20 protein-coding genes are annotated in these 24,312 nt (G+C 61.0%); 5 read left to right on the top strand and 15 right to left on the bottom strand.

Features of this window, described 5'->3' with window-relative positions:
• The first annotated feature begins 17 nt into the window (after positions 1–17).
• The gene (locus tag QRN36_RS05410; RefSeq protein ID WP_285423109.1) at positions 18–1,577 is read left to right on the top strand and encodes an AmpG family muropeptide MFS transporter; all 1,560 of its coding nucleotides are present in this window, start codon (positions 18–20) and stop codon (positions 1,575–1,577) included.
• A gap of 102 nt (positions 1,578–1,679) precedes the next feature.
• On the opposite strand, the gene QRN36_RS05405 is transcribed toward QRN36_RS05410, so the two are convergent.
• Both QRN36_RS05405 and QRN36_RS05400 read right to left on the bottom strand, forming a co-directional pair.
• Complete coding sequence (locus QRN36_RS05405) at positions 1,680–2,534, bottom strand: mechanosensitive ion channel family protein (RefSeq protein WP_093462567.1); 855 nt, start codon at positions 2,532–2,534, stop codon at positions 1,680–1,682.
• Between the two features lie 135 nt (positions 2,535–2,669).
• Positions 2,670–3,155, bottom strand: a complete 486-nt coding sequence (locus QRN36_RS05400; RefSeq protein WP_093461769.1) for a YajQ family cyclic di-GMP-binding protein — start codon at positions 3,153–3,155, stop codon at positions 2,670–2,672.
• A gap of 181 nt (positions 3,156–3,336) precedes the next feature.
• Here QRN36_RS05400 and QRN36_RS05395 point away from each other — a divergent pair, with 181 nt between their 5' ends.
• From QRN36_RS05395 to QRN36_RS05385, 3 genes are all read left to right on the top strand, one after another.
• Positions 3,337–4,245, top strand: coding sequence for a putative 2-dehydropantoate 2-reductase (locus QRN36_RS05395; RefSeq protein WP_285423268.1), 909 nt, complete (start codon positions 3,337–3,339; stop codon positions 4,243–4,245).
• 110 nt (positions 4,246–4,355) lie between these two features.
• A complete protein-coding gene (locus QRN36_RS05390) occupies positions 4,356–6,395 on the top strand; it encodes an ATP-binding protein (RefSeq protein ID WP_285423108.1) in 2,040 nt (679 codons plus the stop codon).
• A 23-nt stretch (positions 6,396–6,418) separates the two neighbouring features.
• The gene (locus tag QRN36_RS05385; protein WP_285423107.1) at positions 6,419–6,997 is read left to right on the top strand and encodes a cob(I)yrinic acid a,c-diamide adenosyltransferase; all 579 of its coding nucleotides are present in this window, start codon (positions 6,419–6,421) and stop codon (positions 6,995–6,997) included.
• Between the two features lie 49 nt (positions 6,998–7,046).
• Here the strand turns inward: QRN36_RS05385 and QRN36_RS05380 are convergent, their stop codons facing one another.
• From QRN36_RS05380 to secA, 4 genes are all read right to left on the bottom strand, one after another.
• Positions 7,047–7,991, bottom strand: a complete 945-nt coding sequence (locus QRN36_RS05380; protein ID WP_285423106.1) for a Nudix family hydrolase — start codon at positions 7,989–7,991, stop codon at positions 7,047–7,049.
• A gap of 1 nt (position 7,992) precedes the next feature.
• Complete coding sequence (locus QRN36_RS05375; RefSeq protein WP_285423105.1) at positions 7,993–8,619, bottom strand: glutathione S-transferase family protein; 627 nt, start codon at positions 8,617–8,619, stop codon at positions 7,993–7,995.
• A 165-nt stretch (positions 8,620–8,784) separates the two neighbouring features.
• Positions 8,785–10,002, bottom strand: coding sequence for a bifunctional glutamate N-acetyltransferase/amino-acid acetyltransferase ArgJ (gene argJ, locus QRN36_RS05370; protein ID WP_285423104.1), 1,218 nt, complete (start codon positions 10,000–10,002; stop codon positions 8,785–8,787).
• 126 nt (positions 10,003–10,128) lie between these two features.
• Positions 10,129–12,879 (bottom strand): preprotein translocase subunit SecA, encoded by a 2,751-nt coding sequence (gene secA / locus QRN36_RS05365; RefSeq protein ID WP_285423103.1) that lies wholly within the window; start codon positions 12,877–12,879, stop codon positions 10,129–10,131.
• A 319-nt stretch (positions 12,880–13,198) separates the two neighbouring features.
• Here secA and QRN36_RS05360 point away from each other — a divergent pair, with 319 nt between their 5' ends.
• Positions 13,199–13,666: a DUF721 domain-containing protein gene (locus tag QRN36_RS05360; RefSeq protein WP_285423102.1), complete on the top strand. Its 468-nt coding sequence runs from the start codon at positions 13,199–13,201 to the stop codon at positions 13,664–13,666.
• Between the two features lie 186 nt (positions 13,667–13,852).
• On the opposite strand, the gene lpxC is transcribed toward QRN36_RS05360, so the two are convergent.
• The 9 genes from lpxC to murD all read right to left on the bottom strand — a co-directional run bounded on the left by lpxC (position 13,853) and on the right by murD (position 24,308).
• A complete protein-coding gene (gene lpxC / locus QRN36_RS05355; protein WP_093461792.1) occupies positions 13,853–14,764 on the bottom strand; it encodes a UDP-3-O-acyl-N-acetylglucosamine deacetylase in 912 nt (303 codons plus the stop codon).
• Between the two features lie 112 nt (positions 14,765–14,876).
• Positions 14,877–16,067, bottom strand: coding sequence for a cell division protein FtsZ (gene ftsZ, locus QRN36_RS05350; RefSeq protein WP_062384185.1), 1,191 nt, complete (start codon positions 16,065–16,067; stop codon positions 14,877–14,879).
• 63 nt (positions 16,068–16,130) lie between these two features.
• Positions 16,131–17,390 (bottom strand): cell division protein FtsA, encoded by a 1,260-nt coding sequence (gene ftsA, locus QRN36_RS05345; RefSeq protein WP_093461795.1) that lies wholly within the window; start codon positions 17,388–17,390, stop codon positions 16,131–16,133.
• 15 nt (positions 17,391–17,405) lie between these two features.
• Positions 17,406–18,275 (bottom strand): cell division protein FtsQ/DivIB, encoded by an 870-nt coding sequence (locus tag QRN36_RS05340; RefSeq protein WP_093461798.1) that lies wholly within the window; start codon positions 18,273–18,275, stop codon positions 17,406–17,408.
• 3 nt (positions 18,276–18,278) lie between these two features.
• Positions 18,279–19,238, bottom strand: a complete 960-nt coding sequence (locus tag QRN36_RS05335) for a D-alanine--D-alanine ligase (RefSeq protein ID WP_285423101.1) — start codon at positions 19,236–19,238, stop codon at positions 18,279–18,281.
• Positions 19,235–20,695, bottom strand: coding sequence for a UDP-N-acetylmuramate--L-alanine ligase (gene murC, locus QRN36_RS05330; RefSeq protein WP_285423100.1), 1,461 nt, complete (start codon positions 20,693–20,695; stop codon positions 19,235–19,237). The genes QRN36_RS05335 and murC overlap by 4 nt, the downstream gene beginning before the upstream one ends.
• Positions 20,688–21,761, bottom strand: a complete 1,074-nt coding sequence (gene murG, locus QRN36_RS05325) for an undecaprenyldiphospho-muramoylpentapeptide beta-N-acetylglucosaminyltransferase (RefSeq protein ID WP_285423099.1) — start codon at positions 21,759–21,761, stop codon at positions 20,688–20,690. The genes murC and murG overlap by 8 nt, the downstream gene beginning before the upstream one ends.
• Positions 21,748–22,965 carry a putative lipid II flippase FtsW gene (gene ftsW / locus QRN36_RS05320; protein WP_306470225.1) on the bottom strand — a complete coding sequence of 406 codons (1,218 nt, stop codon included), beginning with the start codon at positions 22,963–22,965 and terminating at the stop codon, positions 21,748–21,750. The genes murG and ftsW overlap by 14 nt, the downstream gene beginning before the upstream one ends.
• Positions 22,962–24,308, bottom strand: coding sequence for a UDP-N-acetylmuramoyl-L-alanine--D-glutamate ligase (gene murD / locus QRN36_RS05315; protein WP_285423098.1), 1,347 nt, complete (start codon positions 24,306–24,308; stop codon positions 22,962–22,964). The genes ftsW and murD overlap by 4 nt, the downstream gene beginning before the upstream one ends.
• Positions 24,309–24,312 lie beyond the last annotated feature (4 nt).

Here is a 24,312-nt window from a genome sequence, read left to right as displayed (position 1 = left end):
GAGGCAGATTCCAGCCCATGCCCCGCAAAACCTGGCGCGCCGCGCTCGCCGCATATGCCAGCCCCTCTACCTTTGTGCTCTTGCTGCTCGGGTTTGCCGCAGGCATGCCTTACATGCTGGTGTTCTCTACGCTTTCTGTCTGGCTGCGCGAAGCGGGCGTGGCCCGTGAAACCATCGGTTATGCCAGCCTGATCGGCCTGGCCTACGCGTTCAAATGGGTGTGGTCGCCCCTGCTCGACCAATGGAGTCTGCCGCTGCTGGGTCGGCTGGGTCGTCGGCGCTCCTGGCTGGTGCTGTCGCAGTCTCTGGTGACACTGGGTCTGATCGGCATGGGCTTCTGCGACCCGCAGCAGCACCTGTCCTGGCTGATCGCGATTGCCGTTCTGGTCGCCTTCTCGTCTGCCACGCAAGACATCGCCATCGATGCTTACCGCCTGGAGATCGCCAGCGATAGCCAGCAAGCCACCCTCGCCGCCAGCTACATGGCCGGTTACCGGGTCGCGGCGCTGCTTGCCACGGCCGGCGCGCTGTATTTTGCCGAAGGTTTCGGCTCCACCGGCTTCGCTTACAAACACTCCGCCTGGACCGGCACCTACGTGTTGTTCGGTTTGCTCATGGTGCCCGCGCTGATCACCAGCCTGATCATGCGCGAGCCGTCCGTGCCATTGCGCACGCAGCTGTCGGCGGCCCGTTACGGCTTCGTTCATCAACTGGCATCGGTGTTCGTGCTGATCGTCCTGTTGGTGTCGGTGCCTGCCATGTTCACGCAGTTGTACAACACCGACTTCGCCAGCGTGCTGTTTCAAGGCACGACCTGGAAAGACCTGCTCATGGAAGACCGCGCCTTTCTGCGTGCGATTCTCTACACCCTCCTGACAGGCGCGTGCCTTTCTTCTGTAGGACGTCGCGGATTGGCGCCGGTGCTGACGCCGATCAACGACTTCATCCTGCGTTACCGCTGGCAAGCGCTGTTGCTGCTCGGCCTGATCGCGACCTATCGCATGTCCGATACGGTGATGGGCGTGATGGCGAACGTGTTCTATATCGACCAAGGCTTCACCAAGGATCAGATCGCCAGCGTCAGCAAGATTTTCGGGCTGGTCATGACCTTGGTGGGCGCGGCATTCGGCGGTCTGGCGATCGTGCGGTTCGGCATCCTGCCGATCCTGTTCATTGGCGGCGCAACCTCTGCCGCCACCAACCTGCTGTTCCTGATGCTGGCCGACATGGGCCCGAATCTGAAAATGCTGATCGTCACCATCTCGCTGGACAACTTCAGTTCCGGCCTTGCGACATCGGCGTTCGTGGCGTACCTGTCGAGCCTGACCAACCTGAAGTTCTCGGCCACGCAATACGCCCTGCTCAGCTCGATCATGCTGCTGTTGCCGCGTCTGATCGGCGGCTATTCAGGGGTCATGGTCGAGAAGCTGGGCTATCACAACTTCTTCCTGGTGACGGCGCTGATGGGAGTACCGACACTGTTCATGATTGCGCTGCACTGGGTGCAGGAAGCGCGCAAGGAGAAGCGCGAAGAGGACGAGAAACCGGCCGAAACGCAGGTAAGCGAACAGCCCTGATCTTCACCCGGCAAAACGCGCGTAGCCTCTGACGCACTCCCGACACCCAACAAAAAGCCCCGGTCTCTTTCGAGCCGGGGCTTTTGCGTTTCTGCTCAGGGCTTAACGCTGAGGCATTGCTTCCTGCTGCTCCTGCACCACACGAACCACTCGCTGCGGGAACGGGATGTCGATGTTCGCTGCACGCAGGCGATCACGAATCTCGGCGTTGAAACGGTTGGACACTTCACCGAAATCGCCGGTCTTGGTCCAGACCCGCAGTGACACGGTGATCGAGCTGTCGCCAAGCGCCGCCACCACGGCCTGCGGCGCCGGATCCTGCAGCACGCGCGGATCGTCGGCCATTTCCATCAGCACGCCAAGCGCCTGCTTGAGGTCGGCGTCGTAATCGATGCCCACGTCGAAGGTGATCTTGCGGGTCGGCTGACGGTTGGTGTTGGTGATGATGCCGTTGGACAGGTTGCCATTGGGCAGGATCACGGTCTTGTTGTCGCCGGTGCGGATGATCGTGTGGAAGATCTGAATGCTGTCGACGGTGCCCGACACACCTTGCGCTTCGATCCAGTCACCGATGCGGAAGGGACGAAACAGCAGAATCAGCACCCCACCGGCGAAGTTGGCGAGGCTGCCTTGCAGCGCCAGGCCGATGGCCAGACCGGCAGCACCGATCGCAGCGACGAACGAGGTGGTTTCGACGCCGATCATCGAGGCGACGCTGACGATCAGGAGGATCTTGAGAATGATGTTGCCCAGGCTGCTGATGAACCCCTGCAACGCCAGATCAACGTGACGCAGGGCCAGCAGCGCGCCCACTTTTGAAGTCAGTTTATTTATCAGCCACCAGCCGACCAGCAGCACGACGACCGCCAGCAGCACGCGGCTGCCGTATTGCATGACCATGGGAATCCAGGCTTGGGAAGCCTTGACCAGGTGATCCACCTGGCCGTTCAAATCCAGCTCCATTGAGTGCTCCTTGTGGTCGCGAAACGAAAGCAGAAACGATGACGCTCACAGGCGCCATCGTTTCAAGGGGACCTGCACTCCGACGCGCGTAAAACCCTCAGGTTCCCGCGTTGAGGCAAATCGGCGGGATCAGTCGCGGAAGTTATTGAATTGCAGCGGCATGCCGAATTCTTTCGCACGCAGGGCGGCGATGGCTTCCTGCAGATCGTCACGCTTCTTGCCGGTCACACGCACTTGCTCGCCCTGAATGGCGGCCTGGACCTTGAGCTTGGCGTCCTTGATGTGCGCGACGATTTTCTTGGCCAGCTCCTTGTCGATGCCTTCCTTGAGCGTGGCTTCCTGCTTCATCACTTTGCCGGACGGATAGGCGTCCTTCACTTCCAGACATTGCACGTCGATCTTGCGCTTGATCAGGGCCAGTTTAAGGATCTCGATCATGGCTTCGAGCTGAAACTCGGCCTCGGCGGTCAGGTTGACGGTGAGTTCCTTTTCCTTGAACTCGAAGCTGCCTTTGCCTTTGAGGTCGTAGCGGCGGTCCAGCTCCTTGATCGCGTTGTCGACGGCATTCGTGACTTCGTGTTTATCCAGTTCGGACACTACGTCGAACGAGGGCATGTAGATTCTCCAATTGATACGGCGCGGCTCGACATGTGGATGGAGCACGCCTGACTTGACGGTATGAAAGCCCGCTCATTATAACGAGACTTTTCCCACGTTCATGTGAGCCTGCGATGTCGATTTTGTTTTCACTGCCCACCGCACTCACTGACCTGCGGCGCGCCCGCTCTTGAAACCGCTGTGCTGGCACATACTCGGCGCGGGCAGCCTGGGCAGTCTGTGGGCCACGCGACTGGCTCGCGCCGGCCTGCCAGTGCGGCTGATCTTGCGCAACGAAGCGCGACTGGCGGCCTATCACGCGCACGGCGGGCTCGTTTTGAATGAAGGAGGCCAGCGTCAGACCTTTGCGCTCCCTGCCCAATCGGCCGCGTCTGCGGAGCCTGTCGAGCGACTGCTGGTCGCCTGCAAGGCGTACGACGCGGAACGTGCCGTGGCCTCGATCGCTTCGCGTCTGGCCGACGGCGCCGAGGTTCTGCTGTTGCAGAATGGTCTGGGCAGCCAGGATGCCGTCGCAGCGATGATCCCCAAGGCTCGCTGCATTTTCGTCTCCAGCACCGAAGGCGCATTCTGCGACCCGCCATGGAACGTCGTGTTTGCCGGACAAGGCTTCAACTGGCTCGGCGATACCACGCAGACACCGCCGGCATGGCTGGACGAGCTCTCGGCAGCGGGAATTCCTCACCAATGGACCGCCGACATTCTCGACCGCCTCTGGCGCAAGCTGGCGCTCAACTGCGCGATCAACCCGCTGACGGTGCTGCACGCGTGCACCAATGGCGCGTTGCTGCAACAGGGCGAAGAAGTCCGTGCGCTGTGCGACGAACTGGTTCAAGTACTGAACGTATGCGGCAGCCCCGGCGCCGCCACGGGTCTGCACGACGAGGTGAATCGGGTGATTCAGGCCACTGCAGCCAATTACTCGTCGATGTATCAGGACGTGGCGCACGGACGGCGCACCGAAATCAGCTACTTGCTCGGTTACCTCTGCGCCAAAGCGGTTGAACACGGCTGTCCCGCGCCAGAGCTGAACCGGGTGCGCGAGCGGCTGACCGCCCACCTGGTCGCCAAAGGCCTGCCCAGCGACTGACCACGGAGAAGGTCGCGCTTTGCCGGGTGCCGATCATTTCGCCGGTTCGGGTTTGCGCAAGCCGCGAACAGCGCTAACCTGCCTGCTCCTCATTTCGGTGACTCTGCCCCATGCCATTGCGCCAGCGCCTTGAAAATCTGCCGGTCGGTCAAAAGCTTCTGGCCGCCCTGTTGGTCTTGCTGACTACGGTCCTGCTGGTCGCCAACCTGACCTTCATCAGCGCCGCTTACTACATTTCTCAGGAAGCGATGGCGCCGCAGGCCCTGCAGACGATCGGCCGGCTGATCAGCAATCCCGGCCTGTCCGAACAGGCGCTGTCTTCGCCCTACAACGCGCAAGCGCTGCTCAAGGAGCTGAAAAACTACAGCCCTTTGAGGGCAGCGGCAGTCTATGACAGCAACGGCAATCGACTGGCCCAAATGCAACAGGGCGACAAGCTGCGCCTGCCCGATCACTATCGCAATCTGGAAAGCTGGCGCATCACCGAGTTTCGCAATACTCAGGTGATTCCAGTGCCCAAGCCCGGTCAGGCGCCCGGTCACCTGCTGCTGGTGGCCAGCAGCGAACTGCCGACGGCGTTCTACACCGGCACGCTGACGGCCAGCCTTGGCATTCTGATTTTCAGCGTGCTGCTCTGGGCCGGGGTCGCCCGGCAGATTCGCCGCTTCATCACCGAGCCGATCTATCAGCTGGAAGACTTGTCCCGACGAGTCACCCGCGAGGAGAACTACGCGCTGCGTGCCGGCCCCGGCAATCATGACGAGATCGGCTCGCTGGCCGAGGCATTCAACACCATGCTGTCGCGCATGGAGGCCCGTGAGCAGCAGCTCAAGCGCGCGCGTGACGAGTCGCAGGAAGCTTACGATCAGGCGCAAGGGCTGGCCGAAGAAACCCGCCACACCAACCGCAAACTGGAGCTGGAAGTTCAGGTACGCAGCAAGATCGAGAAGAAGCTGACCGGCTTTCAGAACTACCTCAACAGCATCATCGACTCGATGCCTTCGGCGTTGATCGCGCTGGACGAACAGCTTTACGTCACGCAGTGGAATCAGGAGGCGGGCGCGTTGTCGGGCACCCCTCTGGACGAAGCCTTGAACCAGCCGATCTACCTGGCCTTTTCGCCGATGAAGGCCTTCCTGCCGCAAATCAAACAGACGGTCGAACGCCACACGGTCACCAAGATCGAGCGAGTGACTTGGGTCAAGGGCGACGTCTCGCACCATTACGCCCTCACCTTCTACCCGCTGACCGGCGGCGCAGGTCGCGGCGCGGTGATCCGGATCGACGACATCACCCAGCGCCTGTCGCTGGAAGAGATGATGGTGCAATCGGAGAAAATGCTGTCGGTGGGCGGCCTGGCAGCCGGCATGGCGCACGAGATCAACAACCCGCTTGGCGCGATCATGCACAACGTGCAGAACATTCGCCGTCGCCTGTCGCCGGAATTGCCGAAGAACCTGGAGCAGGCCGAACAGGAAGGCGTCGAGCTGAGCGCAGTGAACCAGTACCTCAGCGCCCGCGAAGTGCCGCAATTGCTCGACGGCATTCAGCAGGCCGGTGCGCGCGCTGCAAAGATCGTCAGTCACATGCTCAGTTTCAGTCGTCGCAGCAATCGGCAAATGGCACCTTGCGATCTCCCGGCGCTGATCGATCAGGCTGTGGAAATCGCCAGCAACGACTTCGACCTGACCATCGGCTTCGATTTCAAGGGCCAGAACATTATCCGTCAGTTCGATCCCAACCTGGGACCGGTGCCCGGCACCGCCAACGAACTGGAGCAGGTGTTGCTCAATCTGCTGAAAAACGCGGCGCAGGCCATTCACCAGCGCGAGAACGACGCCGAGCCAGGACGCATCATTCTGCGCACTCGCCTGAATCCGCCATGGGCCGAAATTCAGGTCGAGGACAACGGCATCGGCATGTCGGAAAGCGTACGCAAGCGCACGTTCGAGCCCTTCTTCACCACCAAGGAAATCGGCCAGGGCACCGGGCTCGGGCTTTCGGTTTCCTATTTCATCATCACCAACAACCACAAGGGCCAGATGGAAGTGCATTCCACGTTGGGCCAAGGCACCTGCTTCACTTTGCGCCTGCCGCTGGCGGGCAGCGAGATGAACGTGCCCGAGCAGATCATTGCCGGTAATGAATAGGTCCGCAGGACCAGGAGAAAACGATGGGATTTCGCTTGTCGAAAATCTACACGCGCACGGGTGACAAAGGTGAAACCGGGCTGGGCGATGGCCGCCGCGTGCCCAAGGATCACCCTCGCATCGAGGCGATTGGCGAGGTCGACACGCTGAACAGCCAGTTAGGGTTGCTCCTGGCCGGCCTTGAAGGGCTGGCGGGAGCAATGCCGGCGATGCAGGAAATCATCGAAGTGCTTGGGCCGTGCCAGCACCGGCTGTTCGATCTGGGCGGTGAGCTGGCGATGCCCGAATATCAGGCGCTGAATGCCGCCGAAGTCGAGCGTCTGGAAGCGGCGATCGATCGCTGGAATGAGGAACTCGGCCCGCTGAAGAACTTCATTCTCCCGGGCGGCTCGTCGCTGATCGCTCAGGCGCATGTCTGTCGAAGCCTGGCACGCAGCGCCGAACGCCGTTGCCAGCACTTAAACAGCGTGGAGCCACTGGCCGGCGTCGGGCTGGCTTATATCAATCGGCTGTCGGATTTGCTGTTTGTCGCTGCGAGGATCATCGCCCGACGCGAAGGTGTGGCAGAAATCCTCTGGGAGCCAGCGAAGAAGCCTGAGTGACCACAAGCCTGCAAGCGCGCGGCGGGTCCCGCGCCTGCAGGAATCGCGTTCAGACGGTTGGCCAAAACGCCCGGATTCCGGCTACACCTTGTGCGCCGTTTTCCCACGCAAGCTCGCGCTCGGCAGGACCCACTCCGCCAAGCAGGTAAACCGGTTTGCTGAAGCCATCGATCAACTCGCGGGCCAGCTCCCAACCCAACGGCTGCGCGTCCGGGTGAGTCTGTGTCGGCTGGACTGGCGAGAGGGTGACGAAGTCCACGCCCATCTGCTCTGCAAGGCTCAGTTCTTCAGCGCTGTGGCAGGATGCCGCCAACCAGCGATCTTCGGGAAACGGCCTGCCCTTGCTGGCGTACTTTCGCAATTGCTCGCTGGTCAGGTGCCAGCCAGCGGCGGGAAAATCGCCCAGCCATTCCAGTGGGCCCTTGAGCATCAACTGCGCCTTGCCCGCACACAGGCCGACCGCATCGACCGCCACATCGCGGTATTTCGGGTCATAGCCATTCGGCGCACGCAGCTGGATCAGCTTGATCCCGTCGCCAATCGCTTTCTGCATGCCCTGCAACAATTGCGGGGTGTCGAGGGCATCCGGGGTGATCAGGTATTCGGCAGGCAAACGGGCAGCCGCGACGATGGGCCGATTGGCGGCCGGAAAGTCGTAACCGGCCAGCTCGCGATTCGACACCCAGGCCAGCGGCTGGCCTTCCGCCCCGTGAGGTTCGCCAGTGAAGGAAGAGACCTCCCAGACATCCAGCAGCACTTGCTTGTCGGGGTAATCGTGCTTGATCTTGATCAGCGGGCGCGCCGCCTTGACGACGATGCCCAGCTCCTCGTTCAGCTCTCGGGCCAGCGCTGTTTCGACGGATTCCTGAGGTTCGACCTTGCCACCGGGAAACTCCCACAAGCCGCCCTGGTGCTGCTTGTCGGCACGTCGGGCGATGAGAATCCTGCCGTCGATGCCACGAATGACGGCGGCGGCCACATGGATGCGTTTCACGTTAACCTTCCTCCAGACCGGCCTGCTGCCAACGCTTGAATGCAGGCCATTGGTAAATCGTCTCGACATACGCACTCGCCGCATCCGGCAAGTCGACGTGGTACGTGCGCAGCCGCACGGCTACCGGCGCGAAAAACGCGTCGACAATGCCTGGCTTGCCGAACAGAAACGGGCCACCGTCTCTGGACGCCGCGCGGCACTCGGACCACAGCTCGACCATGCGATCGATGTCGGCCTGTGCCTCCACCGGAATGACTTCCAGCGCCTCATCGCGGCGCAGGTCCATCGGCAGGTTGGAGCGCAGAGCGACGAAGCCGCTGTGCATCTGAGCGCACGCCGAACGCGCCTGAGCACGCGCCGCCACATCCACCGGCCACAGCGCAGCGTCGGGAAAACGTTCGGCAAGGTATTCGCAGATCGCCAGCGAATCGACGATGGTGCCGTGCTCGCATTTCAGCGCAGGCACCTTGCCGGTGGGTGAATGCTCGCGAATCAGGCGGGAAGTGTCCGCCTGATTCAGACGGATGACCTGATCAGTGAAGGGCTGGCCGATCATTTCAAGCACCAGCCAAGGTCGCAATGACCAAGAGGAGTAGCGTTTGTCGCCGATGATCAGGTGCAGGCTCATGTTTCAGCTCCATTGATATCTGTATGAAATGAACCCTGTCGAGGGCGAATTCATTGGCAATGCGGCAGTCCGGCGATGAAGCCTGACGCTGATACCGCCCTGTCGCAGGCATTCGCCCTTACAGATTCAGCACCGGAGTGTGCATGCCCGCCGCACGGGGTCCGATCAGGTGCGGTATTCCGCGTTGATCTTCACGTACTCATGGGACAGGTCAGTGGTCCAGATGGTCTCGCTGCAATCGCCACGCCCCAGCTCGATGCGGATGGTGATTTCTTCTTCAGCCATGACCGCCGAACCTTGCGCTTCGGTGTAAGTAGAGGCCCGCGCGCCCTTGCTGGCGATGCACACGCCGCTGAGGAACACGTCGATCTTGCTCACGTCCAGTTCCGGCACACCCGCACGCCCAACGGCTGCCAGAATGCGGCCCCAGTTCGGATCGGAGGCGAACAGCGCAGTCTTGATCAGCGGCGAATGAGCGACGGTGTAGCCGACGTCCAGACACTCCTGATGGTTGGCGCCGCCGTTGACTTCGACGGTCACGAACTTGGTCGCGCCCTCGCCGTCACGCACGATGGCCTGAGCCACGTCCATGCAGACTTCGAAGACAGCCTTTTTCAGCGCGTCGAACAGCGGACCGCGCGCTTCGGTGACCTCCGGCAGGTCGGCCTGACCGGTGGCGATCAGCATGCAGCAGTCGTTGGTCGAGGTGTCGCCATCGATGGTGATGCGGTTGAACGACTTGTTCGCACCGTCGCGGATAAGGTCCTGCAATACGCTCTGGGAAACCTTGGCGTCGGTGGCGATGTAGCCGAGCATTGTGGCCATGTTCGGGCGAATCATGCCCGCGCCCTTGCTGATGCCGGTGACGGTGACGGTCACGCCATCGATCTGGAACTGACGGCTCGCGCCTTTGGGCAGCGTGTCAGTGGTCATGATGCCTGTGGCCGCGGCAGCCCAGTTATCCACGGACAGATCATCCAGCGCCGCTTGCAGTGCGCCTTCGATTTTTTCCACAGGCAACGGCTCGCCGATGACGCCTGTGGAAAACGGCAGCACGGCGCTGGCGTCGACGCCGGTCAGGTCAGCCAGACGCGCGGTGGTGCGCTCAGCGGCTTGCAGCCCAGGCTCGCCGGTGCCCGCGTTGGCGTTGCCGGTGTTGGTCAGCAGATAACGCACGGTGCCGCCGACGCGCTGCTTGGAGAGGATCACCGGCGCTGCGCAAAAGGCATTGAGGGTGAACACGCCCGCGACGCTGGAGCCTTCGGCGCAGCGCATGACCACGACATCCTTGCGCCCCGGGCGCTTGATGCCGGCAGAGGCGATGCCAAGTTCGAAACCGGGAACCGGGTGCAGCGTCGGCAGAGGACCAAGACCAACAGCCATGAAATGCGCTCCTTGAAATAGCCGGCCGCCCGCTATCGCCGGTACGGCTCGATCAATTGAAAAACGCCGCGACGGCAAAGCCGGTCGCGGCGCGGTATTACGGTGCAGCCACTGTCGAGCCGTTACTTAATTGATCTGGCCGTGACAGTGTTTGAATTTCTTGCCCGAACCACACCAGCACAGTTCGTTACGGCCCAGCTTCTGGTCGTTGCGCACTGGCGACATGGCCGTGGCGGCGGCAACGGCGACGTCTTCACCGTCTTCCGCCAACGCCTCAGGCTGATCCAGCCCCGGTGCTTCGGCATGCTGGAACTGCATGCGCTGAGCCAGTTCTTCGGCTTCGCGGCGCAGACGGGCTTCTTCTTCGGCCGGATCTTCGCGGCGAACCTGGACGTGAGACAGCACACGGATGGTGTCGCGCTTGATCGAATCCAGCAATTCCTGGAACAGCGTGAACGACTCGCGCTTGTATTCCTGCTTCGGGTTCTTCTGAGCGTAGCCGCGCAGGTGGATACCGTGACGCAGATGGTCCATGGTCGACAGGTGGTCTTTCCACAGATCGTCCAGAACGCGCAACAGAATCTGCTTCTCGAAGGTGCGCAACGCTTCTGCGCTCGCCTGATCTTCCTTCTCGTTGTAAGCCTGCATGATTGCTTCAAGGAGTTTCGGACGCAGGGTTTCTTCGTGCAGGTGATCGTCTTCGTCCAGCCACTGCTGAATCGGCAGCTTGACCCCGAAATCGCTGTTCAGCGCGGCTTCCAGACCGGCCACATCCCACTGCTCTGGCAGCGATTGTGGAGGGATGTGCGCACTGATGGTCGCGTCCAGGACTTCCTCGCGGAACTCGGCGATGGTGTCACCAATGTTGGTCGCAGCCAGCAGGCTGTTACGCATGTGGTAGATCACTTTACGCTGTTCGTTGGAAACGTCGTCGAACTCGAGCAATTGCTTACGGATGTCGAAGTTGCGTCCTTCGACCTTGCGCTGCGCCTTCTCGATTGCGTTGGTCACCATGCGGTGTTCGATCGCCTCGCCAGACTGCATGCCCAGCGCCTTCATGAAGTTCTTCACCCGGTCAGAGGCGAAAATGCGCATCAGGCTGTCTTCCAGCGACAGGTAGAAACGGCTCGAACCGGTATCACCCTGACGGCCCGCGCGACCGCGCAGCTGGTTGTCGATACGACGCGATTCGTGACGCTCGGAAGCGATGACGTGCAGGCCGCCCGCTTCGATCACTTGCTGATGACGCTTCTGCCAGTCGGCCTTGATCTGTGCGATCTGCTCTGGCGTCGGATCTTCCAGGCTGGCGACTTCCACTTCCCAGTTGCCGCCCAACAGGATGTCGGTACCACGACCGGCCATGTTGGTGGCGATGGTCAGCGCGCCGGGACGACCGGCCTGAGCGATGATCTCAGCTTCTTTTTCGTGGAACTTGGCGTTCAGAACCTTGTGATCGATGCCTTCCTTGCGCAGCAGATTGGACATGTGCTCGGAAGTTTCGATGGTCGCGGTGCCGACCAGAACAGGACGTTGCTCGGCCAGACAAGCCTTGATGTCCGTGATGATCGCCGCGTATTTCTCTTCGGCGGTCAGGTACACCAGATCGTTGAAATCCTTACGCGCCAACGGCTTGTTAGGCGGAATGACCATTACGGCCAGCGAGTAGATCTGGTGAAATTCGAACGCTTCGGTGTCTGCAGTACCGGTCATGCCGGACAGCTTGTTGTACAGACGGAAGTAGTTCTGGAACGTGGTCGATGCCAGTGTCTGGCTTTCGGCCTGGATGTTCAGGTGCTCTTTGGCCTCGATGGCCTGGTGCAGGCCCTCGGACAGGCGACGACCCGGCATCGTACGGCCCGTGTGTTCGTCGACCAGCAGAATGCCGCCGTCCTGAACGATGTATTCAACATTGCGGTGGAACAGCTTGTGCGCACGCAGACCGGCGTAGACGTGGGTCAGCAGGCCCAGGTTGTGCGCCGAGTACAGGCTTTCGCCTTCAGCCAGCAGACCCACTTCGGTCAGCATTTCTTCGATGAACTGGTGGCCGGATTCATTCAGCTCCACCTGACGGGACTTCTCGTCGATGGTGAAGTGACCTTGCTTGGTGACCTGACCTTCCACTTCCTCGATGTGCTGTTCGAGCTTCGGGATCAGCTTGTTGATTTCGGTGTACAGCTTGGAACTGTCTTCGGCCTGACCGGAAATGATCAGCGGCGTACGGGCTTCGTCGATGAGGATCGAGTCCACTTCGTCGATCACGGCAAAGTTCAGCTCGCGCTGGAATTTGTCTTCCAGGCTGAAGGCCATGTTGTCGCGCAGGTAATCGAAACCGAATTCGTTGTTGGTGCCGTAGGTGATGTCCGAATTGTAAGCAGCACGCTTTTCTTCAGGCGGCTGAAATGGCGTGACGACGCCTACGGTCAGGCCGAGGAATTCGTACAACGGACGCATCCAATTGGCGTCACGACGGGCCAGGTAATCGTTCACGGTTACCACGTGCACGCCCTTGCCGGACAGCGCATTGAGGTATACCGCCAGGGTCGCTACCAGGGTTTTACCTTCACCGGTACGCATCTCGGCGATCATGCCTTCGTGCAGCGTCATGCCGCCGATCAGCTGAACGTCGAAGTGACGCATCCCCATGACGCGTTTACCCGCCTCGCGGCAGACCGCGAAAGCTTCAGGCAGGAGCTTATCGAGGGTCTCACCTTTGGCTATGCGGGCCTTGAACTCTTCGGTCTTGGCGCGCAGTTGCTCGTCCGAAAGGGCCACCATTTGCTCTTCGAAGCTGTTGACGACCTGAACCGTCTTGAGCATGCGCTTCACTTCGCGCTCGTTTTTGCTTCCGAAAAGTTTTTTTAACAAAGGTGCAAACATATCGACAGGATCTTCCACACATAGGGATGGAGGGCGGCCCCGTGAGTCGCCCGTGCAGCCCTCATGGCCGCATGCGAACGAGCATTCTACCCGGAAATGGTGGTGAGGAAAGTGGCGTTATTCCACGATGCTGGCACAGCAATGTTACGGGGCAGAAGTACAATAGGGGCATTTCTTCGGACTTCAACCCATCGAGGGCAGAAGTTTGATTAATGTTTTTTCATGAGGCGCAACAGTGAGCCTCCCTCAGGCCCAATGAGTACAGGGGTCACGTCCGGCGTTCTGGTAACATGATGCCGTGTACCGTCAGGCAACTTCCATGGCATTTCGTCCTTTACCGGCTCGCGCACCGGCCGTACTTTTGCGCGAAGCCAGGCCACTCAAAGCCATTTTCAACCACGCCCAACGGCTGGCGCATTTGCAGCGCCTGCTTGAAAGTCAGCTGCAACCGGCCGCTCGCCCTCACTGTCATGTGGCTTCGTGGCGCGAAGGCACGCTGCTGCTGGTGGTCACCGACGGACATTGGGCCACGCGGCTGCGCTATCAGCAAAAACGTCTGCAGCGGCAATTGGTGGCGTTCAAGGAATTCTCGAACCTCACGCGCCTGCAGCTCAAGGTGCAGCCTGCGACAATTCATCGGGCTGCCGTTGGTCACTCAAGAGGCATTTCGTCAAACGCCGCCGAAACCATCAGCGCAACGGCCGAGGGAATCAGCGATCCCAAGCTGCGCGCAGCGCTGGAGCGATTGGCGGCGCATGCGGTGCCGAAAGAGCCTGGAAAATCATAAGCGGCGAAAAGCCAGCGTTCGCACCGGCTCTTTCCCAGCTGAAGCCGGTGCTACCGATACAGAGCCGGTCCTGCCTCGCACACTGCAGGACCGGCTTCAGCCAGGAAGCCGCACTGCCTTCCGATCACGCATAAAAAAGGCCACCCGAAGGTGGCCTTAAATAATCAAACTAGAAGAAGAGACTGTTTACACTGCCGCAACAGGGCGCATGTAAGAGATCGGTGCGGTACTGGCATCTTCGAAGGTCACGACTTCCCAAGCGTCTTCCTGTGCAATCAATGCACGCAGCAGACGGTTGTTCAGGCCATGCCCCGACTTGAAGCCGTGGTACTCGCCGATCAGGCTGTTGCCCAACAGATACAGGTCACCGATGGCATCCAGGATCTTGTGTTTGACGAATTCGTCCTCGTACCGCAGACCGTCTTCGTTCAACACGCCGTCCTTGTCCACGACGATTGCGTTCTCGACGCTGCCGCCCAGTGCAAGGTTGTGTTTGCGCAGGTATTCGATGTCTTTCATGAAACCGAATGTCCGGGCGCGGCTCACTTCCTTCACGAATGAAGTGCTGGAGAAGTCGACGCTTGCAGTTTGCGTGCGATTTTTCAGGAACGGGTGGTCGAAATCTATTTCGAAACTCACCTTGAAACCTTCGAACGGCATGAACTTCGCGTATTTTCCGTCTTCCTCAACGCAGACTTCTTTAAGGATGCGGATGAATTTCTTCGGTGCGTCCTGCTCTTCCAGGCCAGCCGACTGAATCAGGAATACGAAGGGACCTGCGCTGCCATCCATGATTGGAACTTCGGAGGCAGAAAGTTCAACGTAGGCGTTATCAATGCCAAGGCCGGCCATGGCCGATAGCAAGTGCTCTACCGTATCGACCTTCACGTCGCCGTTGAACAGCGTTGTGGAGAGCGTGGTGTCACCGACGTTCAACGCGTGCGCGTTGATCTGGACAACCGGCTCGAGGTCGGTACGGAAAAACACAATGCCAGCGTTCACAGGTGCAGGTTTGAGGGTCAGGTAAACCTTTTCCCCCGAGTGCAGGCCGATACCTGTGGCACGGATAATATTCTTCAGGGTGCGTTGTTTAATCATGGCATTGGCCGCTTCAGCGCATATCGCGAATTAGTATCAACAAAGGCTGGCGATGATAGCAGACCTCGCCTTTGCTGAACACCAATCACCCTTATACCCCTGATAGAACTCATCAATCAGCCTGACGACGCAGGAAGGCTGGAATATCCAGGTAATCCAGATCGTCTTGCGGGTTCATTTTCGCCGCGGCTGTCGCGCCTGCGTGAGCCTGATTGCGCATCACGGTTGGACGGTCCAGGTCACGGTAGTTCACCGATGGCTGCTCCTGACGGACTGCCTGCTGCTGCACGGGTGCGGCTTGAGCGGTCTGCATGGTGTTGTCGATGACCTTCACAGGCTTCTCGATTTTCGCGCCCAGACCGGTTGCAACCACAGTCACGTGCAGCTCGTCGCGCATGTCCGGATCGATAACGGTACCGACCTTGACCATGGCGTGCTCAGAGGCGAACGCTTCGATGATGCTACCCACGTCGGAGTACTCACCCAGAGACAGGTCAGGACCGGCGGTGATGTTGACCAGAATGCCGCGCGCGCCCTGCAGGTTGACGTCTTCGAGCAGCGGGTTGCGGATGGCTGCTTCGGTCGCTTCACGTGCACGATTAGGACCGCTTGCAGCGCCGGTGCCCATCATCGCCATGCCCATTTCGGACATCACGGTGCGCACGTCAGCGAAGTCGACGTTGATCATGCCGGGACGCTTGATGATGTCGGAGATACCGCGAACGGCACCGGCCAGTACATCGTCAGCCTTGGCGAATGCCGACAGCAGGCTTGCGTCCTTGCCCAGGATGGTCAGCAGCTTTTCGTTGGGAATGGTGATCAACGAGTCGACGCTTTCGGACAGCGCGCGGATGCCTTCATCGGCGATCTGCATGCGCTTGCGGCCTTCGAACGGGAACGGACGGGTGACCACTGCAACGGTCAGAATGCCCATTTCCTTGGCCACTTCAGCGATGATCGGTGCAGCACCGGTACCGGTACCGCCGCCCATGCCGGTGGTGATGAAGACCATGTTGGTGCCCTGCAGAACTTCTGCAATGCGCTCACGATCTTCCAGTGCCGCCTGACGACCGACCTCAGGGTTCGCACCTGCGCCCAGGCCTTTGGTCACGCCGGTACCCAACTGCAGGATGGTCCGCGCGCCGATGTTTTTCAGTGCCTGAGCATCCGTGTTGGCGCAGATGAACTCGACGCCTTCGATGTTGCTCTTGACCATGTGATTGACTGCGTTGCCGCCGCCACCACCAACGCCGATAACTTTAATTACCGGGCTTTGTGGGATGTTGTCTACGAGCTCGAACATGTTCCCTCTCCTTCAGTTCTCTAGTTTTATGTCGCCTGTTGCCTGCCTACCACTTTTTGAATCTTAGAAATTCCCCTGAACCCAGCGTTTGAGACGCTCGAACACTGGCGCTTTCGGTTCATCGCTATAACTGCTACCGGAGCCGGAAAGGCCGGACAGCGAGATGCCGTCAGACTGCTTTTGCAGTCCGTACAGCAACAGGCCGACGCCGGTGGAGTAAATCGGGTTGCGAACCACGTCCGCGAGCCCCTTGATGCTGTGCGGCACGCCCAGGCGTACCGGCATGTGGAAGATTTCCTCGGCCAGTTCGACCGCGCCTTCCATTTTCGAGGTACCACCGGTCAGCACGATGCCGGCCGGAATCAGGTCTTCGTAGCCACTGCGACGCAGCTCGGCCTGGATCAGGGTGAACAGTTCGTCGTAACGCGGCTCGACCACTTCGGCCAGCGCCTGACGGGACAGCTCACGAGGTGGACGGTCGCCCACGCTCGGCACCTTGATGGTCTCACCGGCACCGGCCAGCTTGGCCAGGGCGCAGGCGTAACGGATCTTGATTTCTTCGGCGTACTGGGTCGGCGTGCGCAGCGCCATGGCGATGTCGTTGGTGACCTGATCACCCGCAATCGGGATCACGGCGGTGTGACGGATCGCGCCTTCGGTGAAGATCGCGATGTCAGTGGTGCCGCCACCGATGTCGACCAGACAGACGCCCAGCTCTTTCTCGTCATCGGTCAGGACCGAATACGCCGAGGCCAGTTGTTCCAGAATGATGTCGTCGACTTCCAGGCCGCAGCGACGCACGCACTTCTCGATGTTCTGAGCGGCGTTGACGGCGCAGGTGACCACGTGAACCTTGGCTTCCAGACGTACGCCGGACATGCCCAGAGGTTCGCGAACGCCTTCCTGGTTATCGATCACGTAATCCTGCGGCAGGGTGTGCAGCACGCGCTGGTCAGCCGGAATCGCCACGGCCTGGGCAGCGTCAAGAACGCGCTCCAGGTCGGCGGAGCTGACTTCGCGGTCACGAATCGCCACGATGCCGTGGGAGTTCAGGCTGCGAATGTGGTTACCGGCGACGCCGACGAACGCCGAGTGAATGCGGCAACCAGCCATCAGCTGCGCTTCTTCCACTGCGCGTTGAATCGATTGCACGGTCGACTCAATGTTCACCACCACGCCCTTCTTGAGGCCGCGCGACGGGTGGGTGCCGATACCGACGATTTCCAGCGTGCCATCAGCCGCGACTTCGCCAACCAGCGCCACCACCTTGGAGGTGCCGATATCCAATCCGACGATCATTTTGCCGCTTTGCACGTTTGCCATGGGTCCTGCCTCTTATCAATTCTTCGCGACGGCGGGTTTGTCCGTCGTTGGCGCTGGCGCCTGCTCGCGCCAACCGACGGCAAGGCCGTTGTTGTAACGCAGGTCGACTCGCGCAATGTTCGTGATCTGTTCTTTAAGCGTTTTTTCGTAGATGGCGATAAAGCGGCGCATCTTCTCAACCAGGTGGTCACGTCCCAGCAGCAGCTCCAGGCCTGGGCCTGCATTGCCTGCGCCGGTGGTCAGGAACCAGCTGCCTCGCTCGCGCAGTTCCAGACGAGCGATGGAGAAGCCCAGCGGGCGCAACATCTGACTCAAGACCTGGTACTGCTGCATCACCTGCTGTTGAGCCCGTTGAGGGCCGAACAACTGCGGAAGGTGTTCGTAGTTCGCCAGCTCGCGCGGCGTAAAAGCCTGGCCCTGGTTGTTCAGCAGGGCCTCGTCGCCCCAGCGCGCAACCGGCAGTTGTTCTTCCAGACGGATGACCACCTGGTCCGGCCAGACGCGGCGGACTTCGGCGTGGGCGATCCATGGCATCTGCTCAAGCTCGGTACGCATGCCGGCCAGATCGATGTTGAAGAAACTGGTCGCCACATAAGGCGCAATGCGCTGCTGCACGGCCTGCTGGCTGATGTAGCTCAGGTCGCCCTGAACGTTGATCCGCGAGATCGGCCGGTCGGCGTAGGGCAACAGACGTTGGGCCGCTTCGTAGGTTCCGAAGCCGAACACCACCAGCAACACCGGCCACATCAGGCTGCGCAGGAAACCGAAGCTCGGTCTGGGCATGCGCGCGGACAGAGGCTCTTTGGCCACCATCCGGCTCGCGCCGCGCGGCACCGGCTTGCGACCGGGAGCTGATTGCTGATGACGAAGCGTCGCGCCGTGCATGATTTATCCTCGCACCTGGACACTGTCGGCCAGAATCGCCAACACCAACTGTTTGAAATCGAGACCGGCAGCTTTCGCGGCCATCGGCACCAGACTGTGATCGGTCATGCCGGGCACGGTGTTGACCTCCAGAAGCCAGAACCTGCCCTCGGCGTCCTGCATGACATCGGTGCGTGCCCAGCCGGCGATGCCGACCGCTTCGCACGCACGCGCCGTCAAGGCTTTGAGCTCCTGTTCTTTGCCTGCATCGAGGCCGCATGGAATCCGGTACTGAGTATCGGAAGCCAGGTACTTGGCGTCGTAATCGTAGAAACTGTGGGGAGTGCCCAGACCGATGGGCGGCAATACCTGCCCGCGCAGAGTGGCGACGGTGAACTCCGGACCTTGAATCCATTGTTCGACCAACACGTGTGAATCGTAGGCAGTGGCGGCGTTCCATGCGGCGATCAATTCGTCGACGCGGTTCACCTTGGCCATACCGATACTGGAACCTTCATGGGCGGGTTTGACGATCAAAGGAAAGCCCAGTTCCGTCGCGGCAGAAATACAATCCGCTTCACTGCTCAATACCGCATGCCGAGGCGTCGGCAGACCCAGGCTCTGCCACACCTGCTTGGTGCGCAGTTTGTCCATCGCCAGCGCCGAAGCCAGCACGCCGCTGCCGGTGTACGGGATGCCCAGGCATTCGAGCAGGCCCTGCATCGTGCCGTCTTCACCGCCACGGCCGTGCAACACGATGAACGCCCGGTCGATCTTTTCGCTGACCAGCCGTTGCAGGAAATCGTCGCCCACATCGATACCGAACGCATCGACGCCCGCGCTCGTCAGTGCCTGGAGCACTGCTTTGCCGGATTTGAGCGAAACCTCCCGCTCCGCGCTCTTGCCACCGAAGAGCACGGCTACACGACCGAAGCTTTTCGGCTCCAGGGTCGAGAACAGGGAGGATTGCAGGGCGGCTGTCATTTCAGCTTACCTTCGGTTGAGGCCACGATCGCACCGGTGAACAGCGGGCTTTTCAGCAACTGCGGAGCAAGGCCGCCGATGTCGCCGGCGCCCTGGCACAGCAGGATGTCGCCTGCGCGCAGCAGCGGCTTGACCAAGGGAGCCAGCTCGACGCCGCGCTCGATGTAGATCGGGTCCAGCTGACCGCGCTGACGAATGCTGTGCGCCAGCTGACGGCTGTCGGCACCGGGAATCGGCTCTTCGCCTGCGGGATAGACTTCCATCAGCAGCAACACATTGGCGTCGTTGAGCACCTGCACGAAATCGTCGTACAGGTCGCGGGTACGGCTGTAACGGTGCGGCTGGTACACCATGACCAGCCGGCGATCCGGCCAGCCACCGCGCACGGCATTGATGACCGCCGCCACTTCACGCGGGTGGTGACCGTAGTCATCGACCAGCATCACGTTGCCGCCTTCGACCGGCAGCTCACCGTAGACCTGGAACCGACGCCCCACGCCCTGGAAGCCGGACAGGCCCTGAACGATGGCCTCGTCGGTGATACCTTCGTCGGTGGCGATGGCGATGGTCGCCAGCGAGTTGAGCACGTTGTGGTTGCCCGGCATGTTCACCGAAACTTCCAGTGGCTCGCGGTCGCGACGCAACACGGTGAAGTGAGTGCGCATGCCTTCCTGACGCACGTTGATGGCGCGAACGTCGGCTTCTTCGTTGAAGCCATATGTCATGACCGGACGTTTGACCGCCGGCAGGATATCGCGCACGACCGGGTCGTCGGTGCACACCACGGCCAGTCCGTAGAACGGCAGGTTGTGCAGGAATTCGACGAAGGTTTTCTTCAGTTTGTTGAAGTCACCTTCGTAAGTCGCCATGTGATCGGCGTCGATGTTGGTGACCACCGCGACCAGCGGTTGCAGGTGCAGGAAGCTGGCATCGCTTTCGTCGGCTTCGGCAATCAGATAACGGCTGGTGCCGAGCTGTGCGTTGGTCCCGGCAGCGTTCAACCGGCCACCGATCACGAACGTTGGATCAAGACCGCCCGCGGCGAACACCGAAGCGATGAGGCTGGTGGTGGTGGTCTTGCCGTGGGTACCGGCGACGGCGATGCCATGGCGATAGCGCATCAGCTCGGCGAGCATTTCGGCCCGTGGCACCACGGGGATGCGACGCTCGAGCGCGGTCGCCACTTCCGGGTTGGACGTGTTGACGGCACTGGAAACCACCAGCACGTCGGCGGTCGATGCATTTTCTGCGCGATGGCCGATGAAGATGTGCGCGCCGAACGATTCGAGACGTTCGGTGACCGGCGACGCCTTGAGGTCGGAACCTGAAACGTCATAGCCCAGGTTCAACAGCACTTCGGCAATCCCGCACATGCCCACGCCGCCGATGCCGACGAAGTGAATGCGACGAATCCGGCGCATTTCAGGCTGCGGCATCGCACGTTGATTCTCAACCATGGGCCACCTCCAGGCAGACATCGACGACGGTATTGGTGGCGTCCGGCTTGGCCAGTTGGCGTGCCGTGGTGGCCATGCGCTTCAATTGTTCGGGTTGCATCAAAACCTCTTTCAGGCGAGCGGCCATCTCGGCCGCGCCAGTTGTCGCTTGCGGCATCACGAAGGCAGCGCCTTCACGAGCCAGATATTCGGCATTGCGCGACTGGTGATCGTCGATCGCGTGGGGCAGCGGCACCAGCAACGACGGCAACCCGGCGGCAGCCAGTTCACTGATGGTCAACGCACCTGCGCGGCACACCACCAGATCCGCCCAGCCATAGGCCTGAGCCATGTCCTTGATGAAGGGGGCGACCTGCGCCTCCACGCCCACCGCGCGATAACGCTCGGAAGTGACTTCATCGTGATTCCTGCCGGCCTGATGAAACACTTCAGGCCTTATTTCAACGGGTACCTGCGAAAGCGCTTCGGGCAGCAACTTGTTCAGCGGTTCGGCGCCCAGGCTTCCGCCCAGTACCAGCAAGCGCGGCTTGCGTCCCATCAACGCCTGACGCGGCGTTTCAAAGAACAGTTCGGCACGCACCGGATTGCCGGTGGTGCGGCGCTTGGCCGATGCGGCGAACGTCTGCGGAAATGCCTCGCACACACGCGCCGCAAAGGACGCCAGGCTGCGGTTGGCGGTCCCGGCCACGGCGTTCTGCTCGTGAATGATCAACGGCACACCGGAAAGCCTGGCAGCCAGCCCGCCCGGGCCGGTCACGTAACCACCGAAGCCGACCACACAAACAGGCTTGAGCTCGCGCACGATCTTGCGCGCCTGCCCCAGCGCCTTGAGCAACATGAAAGGTGCTTTGAGCAGAGACAGACGCCCCTTGCCACGCAGACCCGTGACGTTGATCAGATGCAGCTGCAAGCCGGCCGCAGGCACCAGTTCGTTTTCGATGCCGCGTGGCGTGCCCAGCCAGTGCACGGTGTAACCACGTGCCTGGAATTCACGCGCGCAGGCCAGTGCCGGGAACACGTGTCCGCCTGTGCCGCCCGCCATGATCAAGACATTACCGACGGCCATGAGTGGGCTCCTCGGCAAAATCGCTTTCCTTGAATTCGGCCTCTTCACTGCCCATGTTGTTGCGCGATTCCCATTCGATGCGCAGCAGCAGCCCGAGGCTTGCGCAGCAGATGATCAGCGAGCTGCCGCCGTAGCTGAGGAATGGCAGGGTCAGGCCCTTGGTCGGCAGCAGGCCGACGTTCACACCGATGTTGATCAGAAACTGACCAATCCACAGGAACGCCAGACCGTACGCGGTGTACGCGGCGAAGAACTGCTTGGCGCGCTCTGCCCACATGCCGATGTACATGGCGCGAATACTGACGAACACGAACAGCGCAACCGTCGCCAGCGAACCCACGACACCCAGTTCTTCGGCCAGTACCGAGAACACGAAGTCAGTATGCGCTTCAGGCAGATAGAACTGCTTCTGTACGCTGTTGCCCAGACCGACGCCGAACCACTCGCCACGCCCGAATGCAATCAGTGCCTGGGTCAACTGGTAGCCCGAACCGAACTGATCGGACCACGGGTCGGTGAAGGTGATCAGACGGGCCATACGATAAGGCTGCGCCTGAACCAGAACGAATACCGCGCCCACCGCCAATGCCACCATCAGGGCGAAGCGGAACAGACCGACGCCGCCCAGGAACAGCATCGCAGCGGCCGACCCCATCATCACGACGGTGGCCCCGAAGTCAGGCTCCATCAACAACAGACCGGCCATCGGCAGCAGGACGATGAACGGCTTGAAGAAGCCCATCCAGCTCTCGCGAACTTCCTGCTGGCGGCGAATCAGGTAGCCGGCAAGGAAAATCACCACGAAAACCTTGGCGATTTCCGAGGGCTGTACGTTGAACATGCCGAAGCCGATCCAGCGCATCGAACCGTTCACCTCGCGGCCGATGCCAGGCACGATCACCATGACCAACAGGCCGAAGGCGCCGATCAGCATCAGCCAGCCCAGGCGCTGCCAGGTCGCGACCGGCACCATCATCGTGGCGACGCACGCGCCAAGACCCAACACCAGATAGATCAGATGGCGAGTCATCATGTACAGCGCGTTGCCCGATTGCACGGCCGCCACTTCCGACGACGCGGAGGTGATCATCACAAGGCCCAGCCCCAGCAGCGCCAGGCAGCCGGCGAGCATCGGGAAGTCCACATCGACGCCACGACCGCTGATGATCGGCGACGGGTAAGGCTTGATCACGCCAAAGATCATGACAAGTCCCTCGCGGCCTGAGCGAACAGGCGTCCGCGCTCTTCAAAATTCTTGAACATATCCAGGCTTGCACAGGCCGGGGACAGCAATACCGCGTCACCCTCCTGCGCCAGTTCGGCAGCACGTTGCACGGCTTCTTCCAATGTGGTGACGCGTACCAGAGGCACCGAATCGCCGAAGGTCGCGGCGAGCAGTTCAGCGTCGCGCCCCAGCAGTACGACAGCCCGACAATGAGTGGCGACCGGGGCTTTCAGCGCAGAGAAATCAGCGCCCTTGCCGTCGCCGCCGGCGATCAGCACCAGCTTGCCGCTGATGTCCGCGCCCAGGCCCTCGATGCCTGCCAGCGCGGCACCGACGTTAGTGGCCTTGGAGTCGTCGTAGTAACCGACGCCGTTGCGGTCACGCACCCACTGGCAGCGATGCACGAGGCCGGCGAACGTGCGCAGGCTCGACAGCATTGCGTCGAATGGCAGGCCCGCCGCGTGTCCCAACGCCAGCGCTGCGAGCGCATTGGCCTGATTGTGACTGCCGCGGATTTTCAGCTCACGGACCGGCATCAGATTGTCGAACTGGAAGGCGAGGTATTTTTCGCCGTTCTCTTCTCGCAGACCAAAGCCGTTGATGTCAGGTTTGTTCAGACCAAAGGTCCAGCAAGGCACGCCTTCGCCGATCAATGGTCGGGACAGCGCGTCCTGACGATTGACCACCACTTGCCGCGCCCCACGGAAAATCCGGTGCTTGGCCAGGTGGTAGGCCGGCAGGCCGCTGTAGCGGTCCATGTGGTCCTCGCTGACGTTCAGGACGGTCGCCACTTCAGCGCCCAGATGGTCGGTGGTTTCCAGCTGGAAACTCGACAACTCCATCACGTACAGCTCGACGTCATCGCTGAGCAGATCCAGCGCAGGCACGCCCAGATTGCCGCCGACAGCGACACGCTTGCCCGCCGCCGCCGCCATTTCGCCCACCAGGGTGGTCACGGTGCTCTTGGCGTTGGAACCGCTGATCGCGACGATCGGCGCCTTCGCATTACGCGCGAACAGCTCGATGTCGCCGGACAATTTCACACCGCGCATCGCAGCCTGCTGCAGCGCAGGGGTCGCCAGCGCCAGGCCGGGGCTGACGTAGAGCTCGTCGGCGCGGCAGAGGAATTCGACGTCCAGCTCACCACAACGCACTTCCACTTGCGGGTAGTCACGGCGCAAGGTCGCAAGCTCTGGCGGATTCTCCCGCGTATCGGCCACAGCAAACGCCACGCCCCGGCTCGCCAGAAAGCGAACCAGGGACATGCCGCTCTTGCCGAGGCCGACAACGATGCGGAAGTGGTCAGAAGCGATCAGTGACACTCGT

Origin of the sequence: Pseudomonas sp. efr-133-TYG-103a, from assembly GCF_030209235.1 — a bacterium.
Classification (GTDB): Bacteria; Pseudomonadota; Gammaproteobacteria; order Pseudomonadales; family Pseudomonadaceae; genus Aquipseudomonas.
This window is presented reverse-complemented; position numbering and strand designations above follow the sequence as displayed.

Excerpts from the sequence above, each read along its gene's own strand:
- QRN36_RS05385 (WP_285423107.1), top strand. The coding sequence starts at position 6,419 with ATGGGATTTCGCTTGTCGAAAATCTACACGCGCACGGGTGACAAAGGT.
- ftsW (WP_306470225.1), bottom strand. The coding sequence starts at position 22,965 with ATGATCTTTGGCGTGATCAAGCCTTACCCGTCGCCGATCATCAGCGGT.
- QRN36_RS05410 (WP_285423109.1), top strand. The coding sequence starts at position 18 with ATGCCCCGCAAAACCTGGCGCGCCGCGCTCGCCGCATATGCCAGCCCC.
- QRN36_RS05390 (WP_285423108.1), top strand. The coding sequence starts at position 4,356 with ATGCCATTGCGCCAGCGCCTTGAAAATCTGCCGGTCGGTCAAAAGCTT.
- murC (WP_285423100.1), bottom strand. The coding sequence starts at position 20,695 with ATGGTTGAGAATCAACGTGCGATGCCGCAGCCTGAAATGCGCCGGATT.
- QRN36_RS05360 (WP_285423102.1), top strand. The coding sequence starts at position 13,199 with ATGGCATTTCGTCCTTTACCGGCTCGCGCACCGGCCGTACTTTTGCGC.
- QRN36_RS05375 (WP_285423105.1), bottom strand. The coding sequence starts at position 8,619 with ATGAGCCTGCACCTGATCATCGGCGACAAACGCTACTCCTCTTGGTCA.
- ftsZ (WP_062384185.1), bottom strand. The coding sequence starts at position 16,067 with ATGTTCGAGCTCGTAGACAACATCCCACAAAGCCCGGTAATTAAAGTT.
- ftsA (WP_093461795.1), bottom strand. The coding sequence starts at position 17,390 with ATGGCAAACGTGCAAAGCGGCAAAATGATCGTCGGATTGGATATCGGC.
- QRN36_RS05340 (WP_093461798.1), bottom strand. The coding sequence starts at position 18,275 with ATGCACGGCGCGACGCTTCGTCATCAGCAATCAGCTCCCGGTCGCAAG.
- QRN36_RS05400 (WP_093461769.1), bottom strand. The coding sequence starts at position 3,155 with ATGCCCTCGTTCGACGTAGTGTCCGAACTGGATAAACACGAAGTCACG.
- QRN36_RS05335 (WP_285423101.1), bottom strand. The coding sequence starts at position 19,238 with ATGACAGCCGCCCTGCAATCCTCCCTGTTCTCGACCCTGGAGCCGAAA.
- secA (WP_285423103.1), bottom strand. The coding sequence starts at position 12,879 with ATGTTTGCACCTTTGTTAAAAAAACTTTTCGGAAGCAAAAACGAGCGC.
- lpxC (WP_093461792.1), bottom strand. The coding sequence starts at position 14,764 with ATGATTAAACAACGCACCCTGAAGAATATTATCCGTGCCACAGGTATC.
- murG (WP_285423099.1), bottom strand. The coding sequence starts at position 21,761 with ATGGCCGTCGGTAATGTCTTGATCATGGCGGGCGGCACAGGCGGACAC.
- argJ (WP_285423104.1), bottom strand. The coding sequence starts at position 10,002 with ATGGCTGTTGGTCTTGGTCCTCTGCCGACGCTGCACCCGGTTCCCGGT.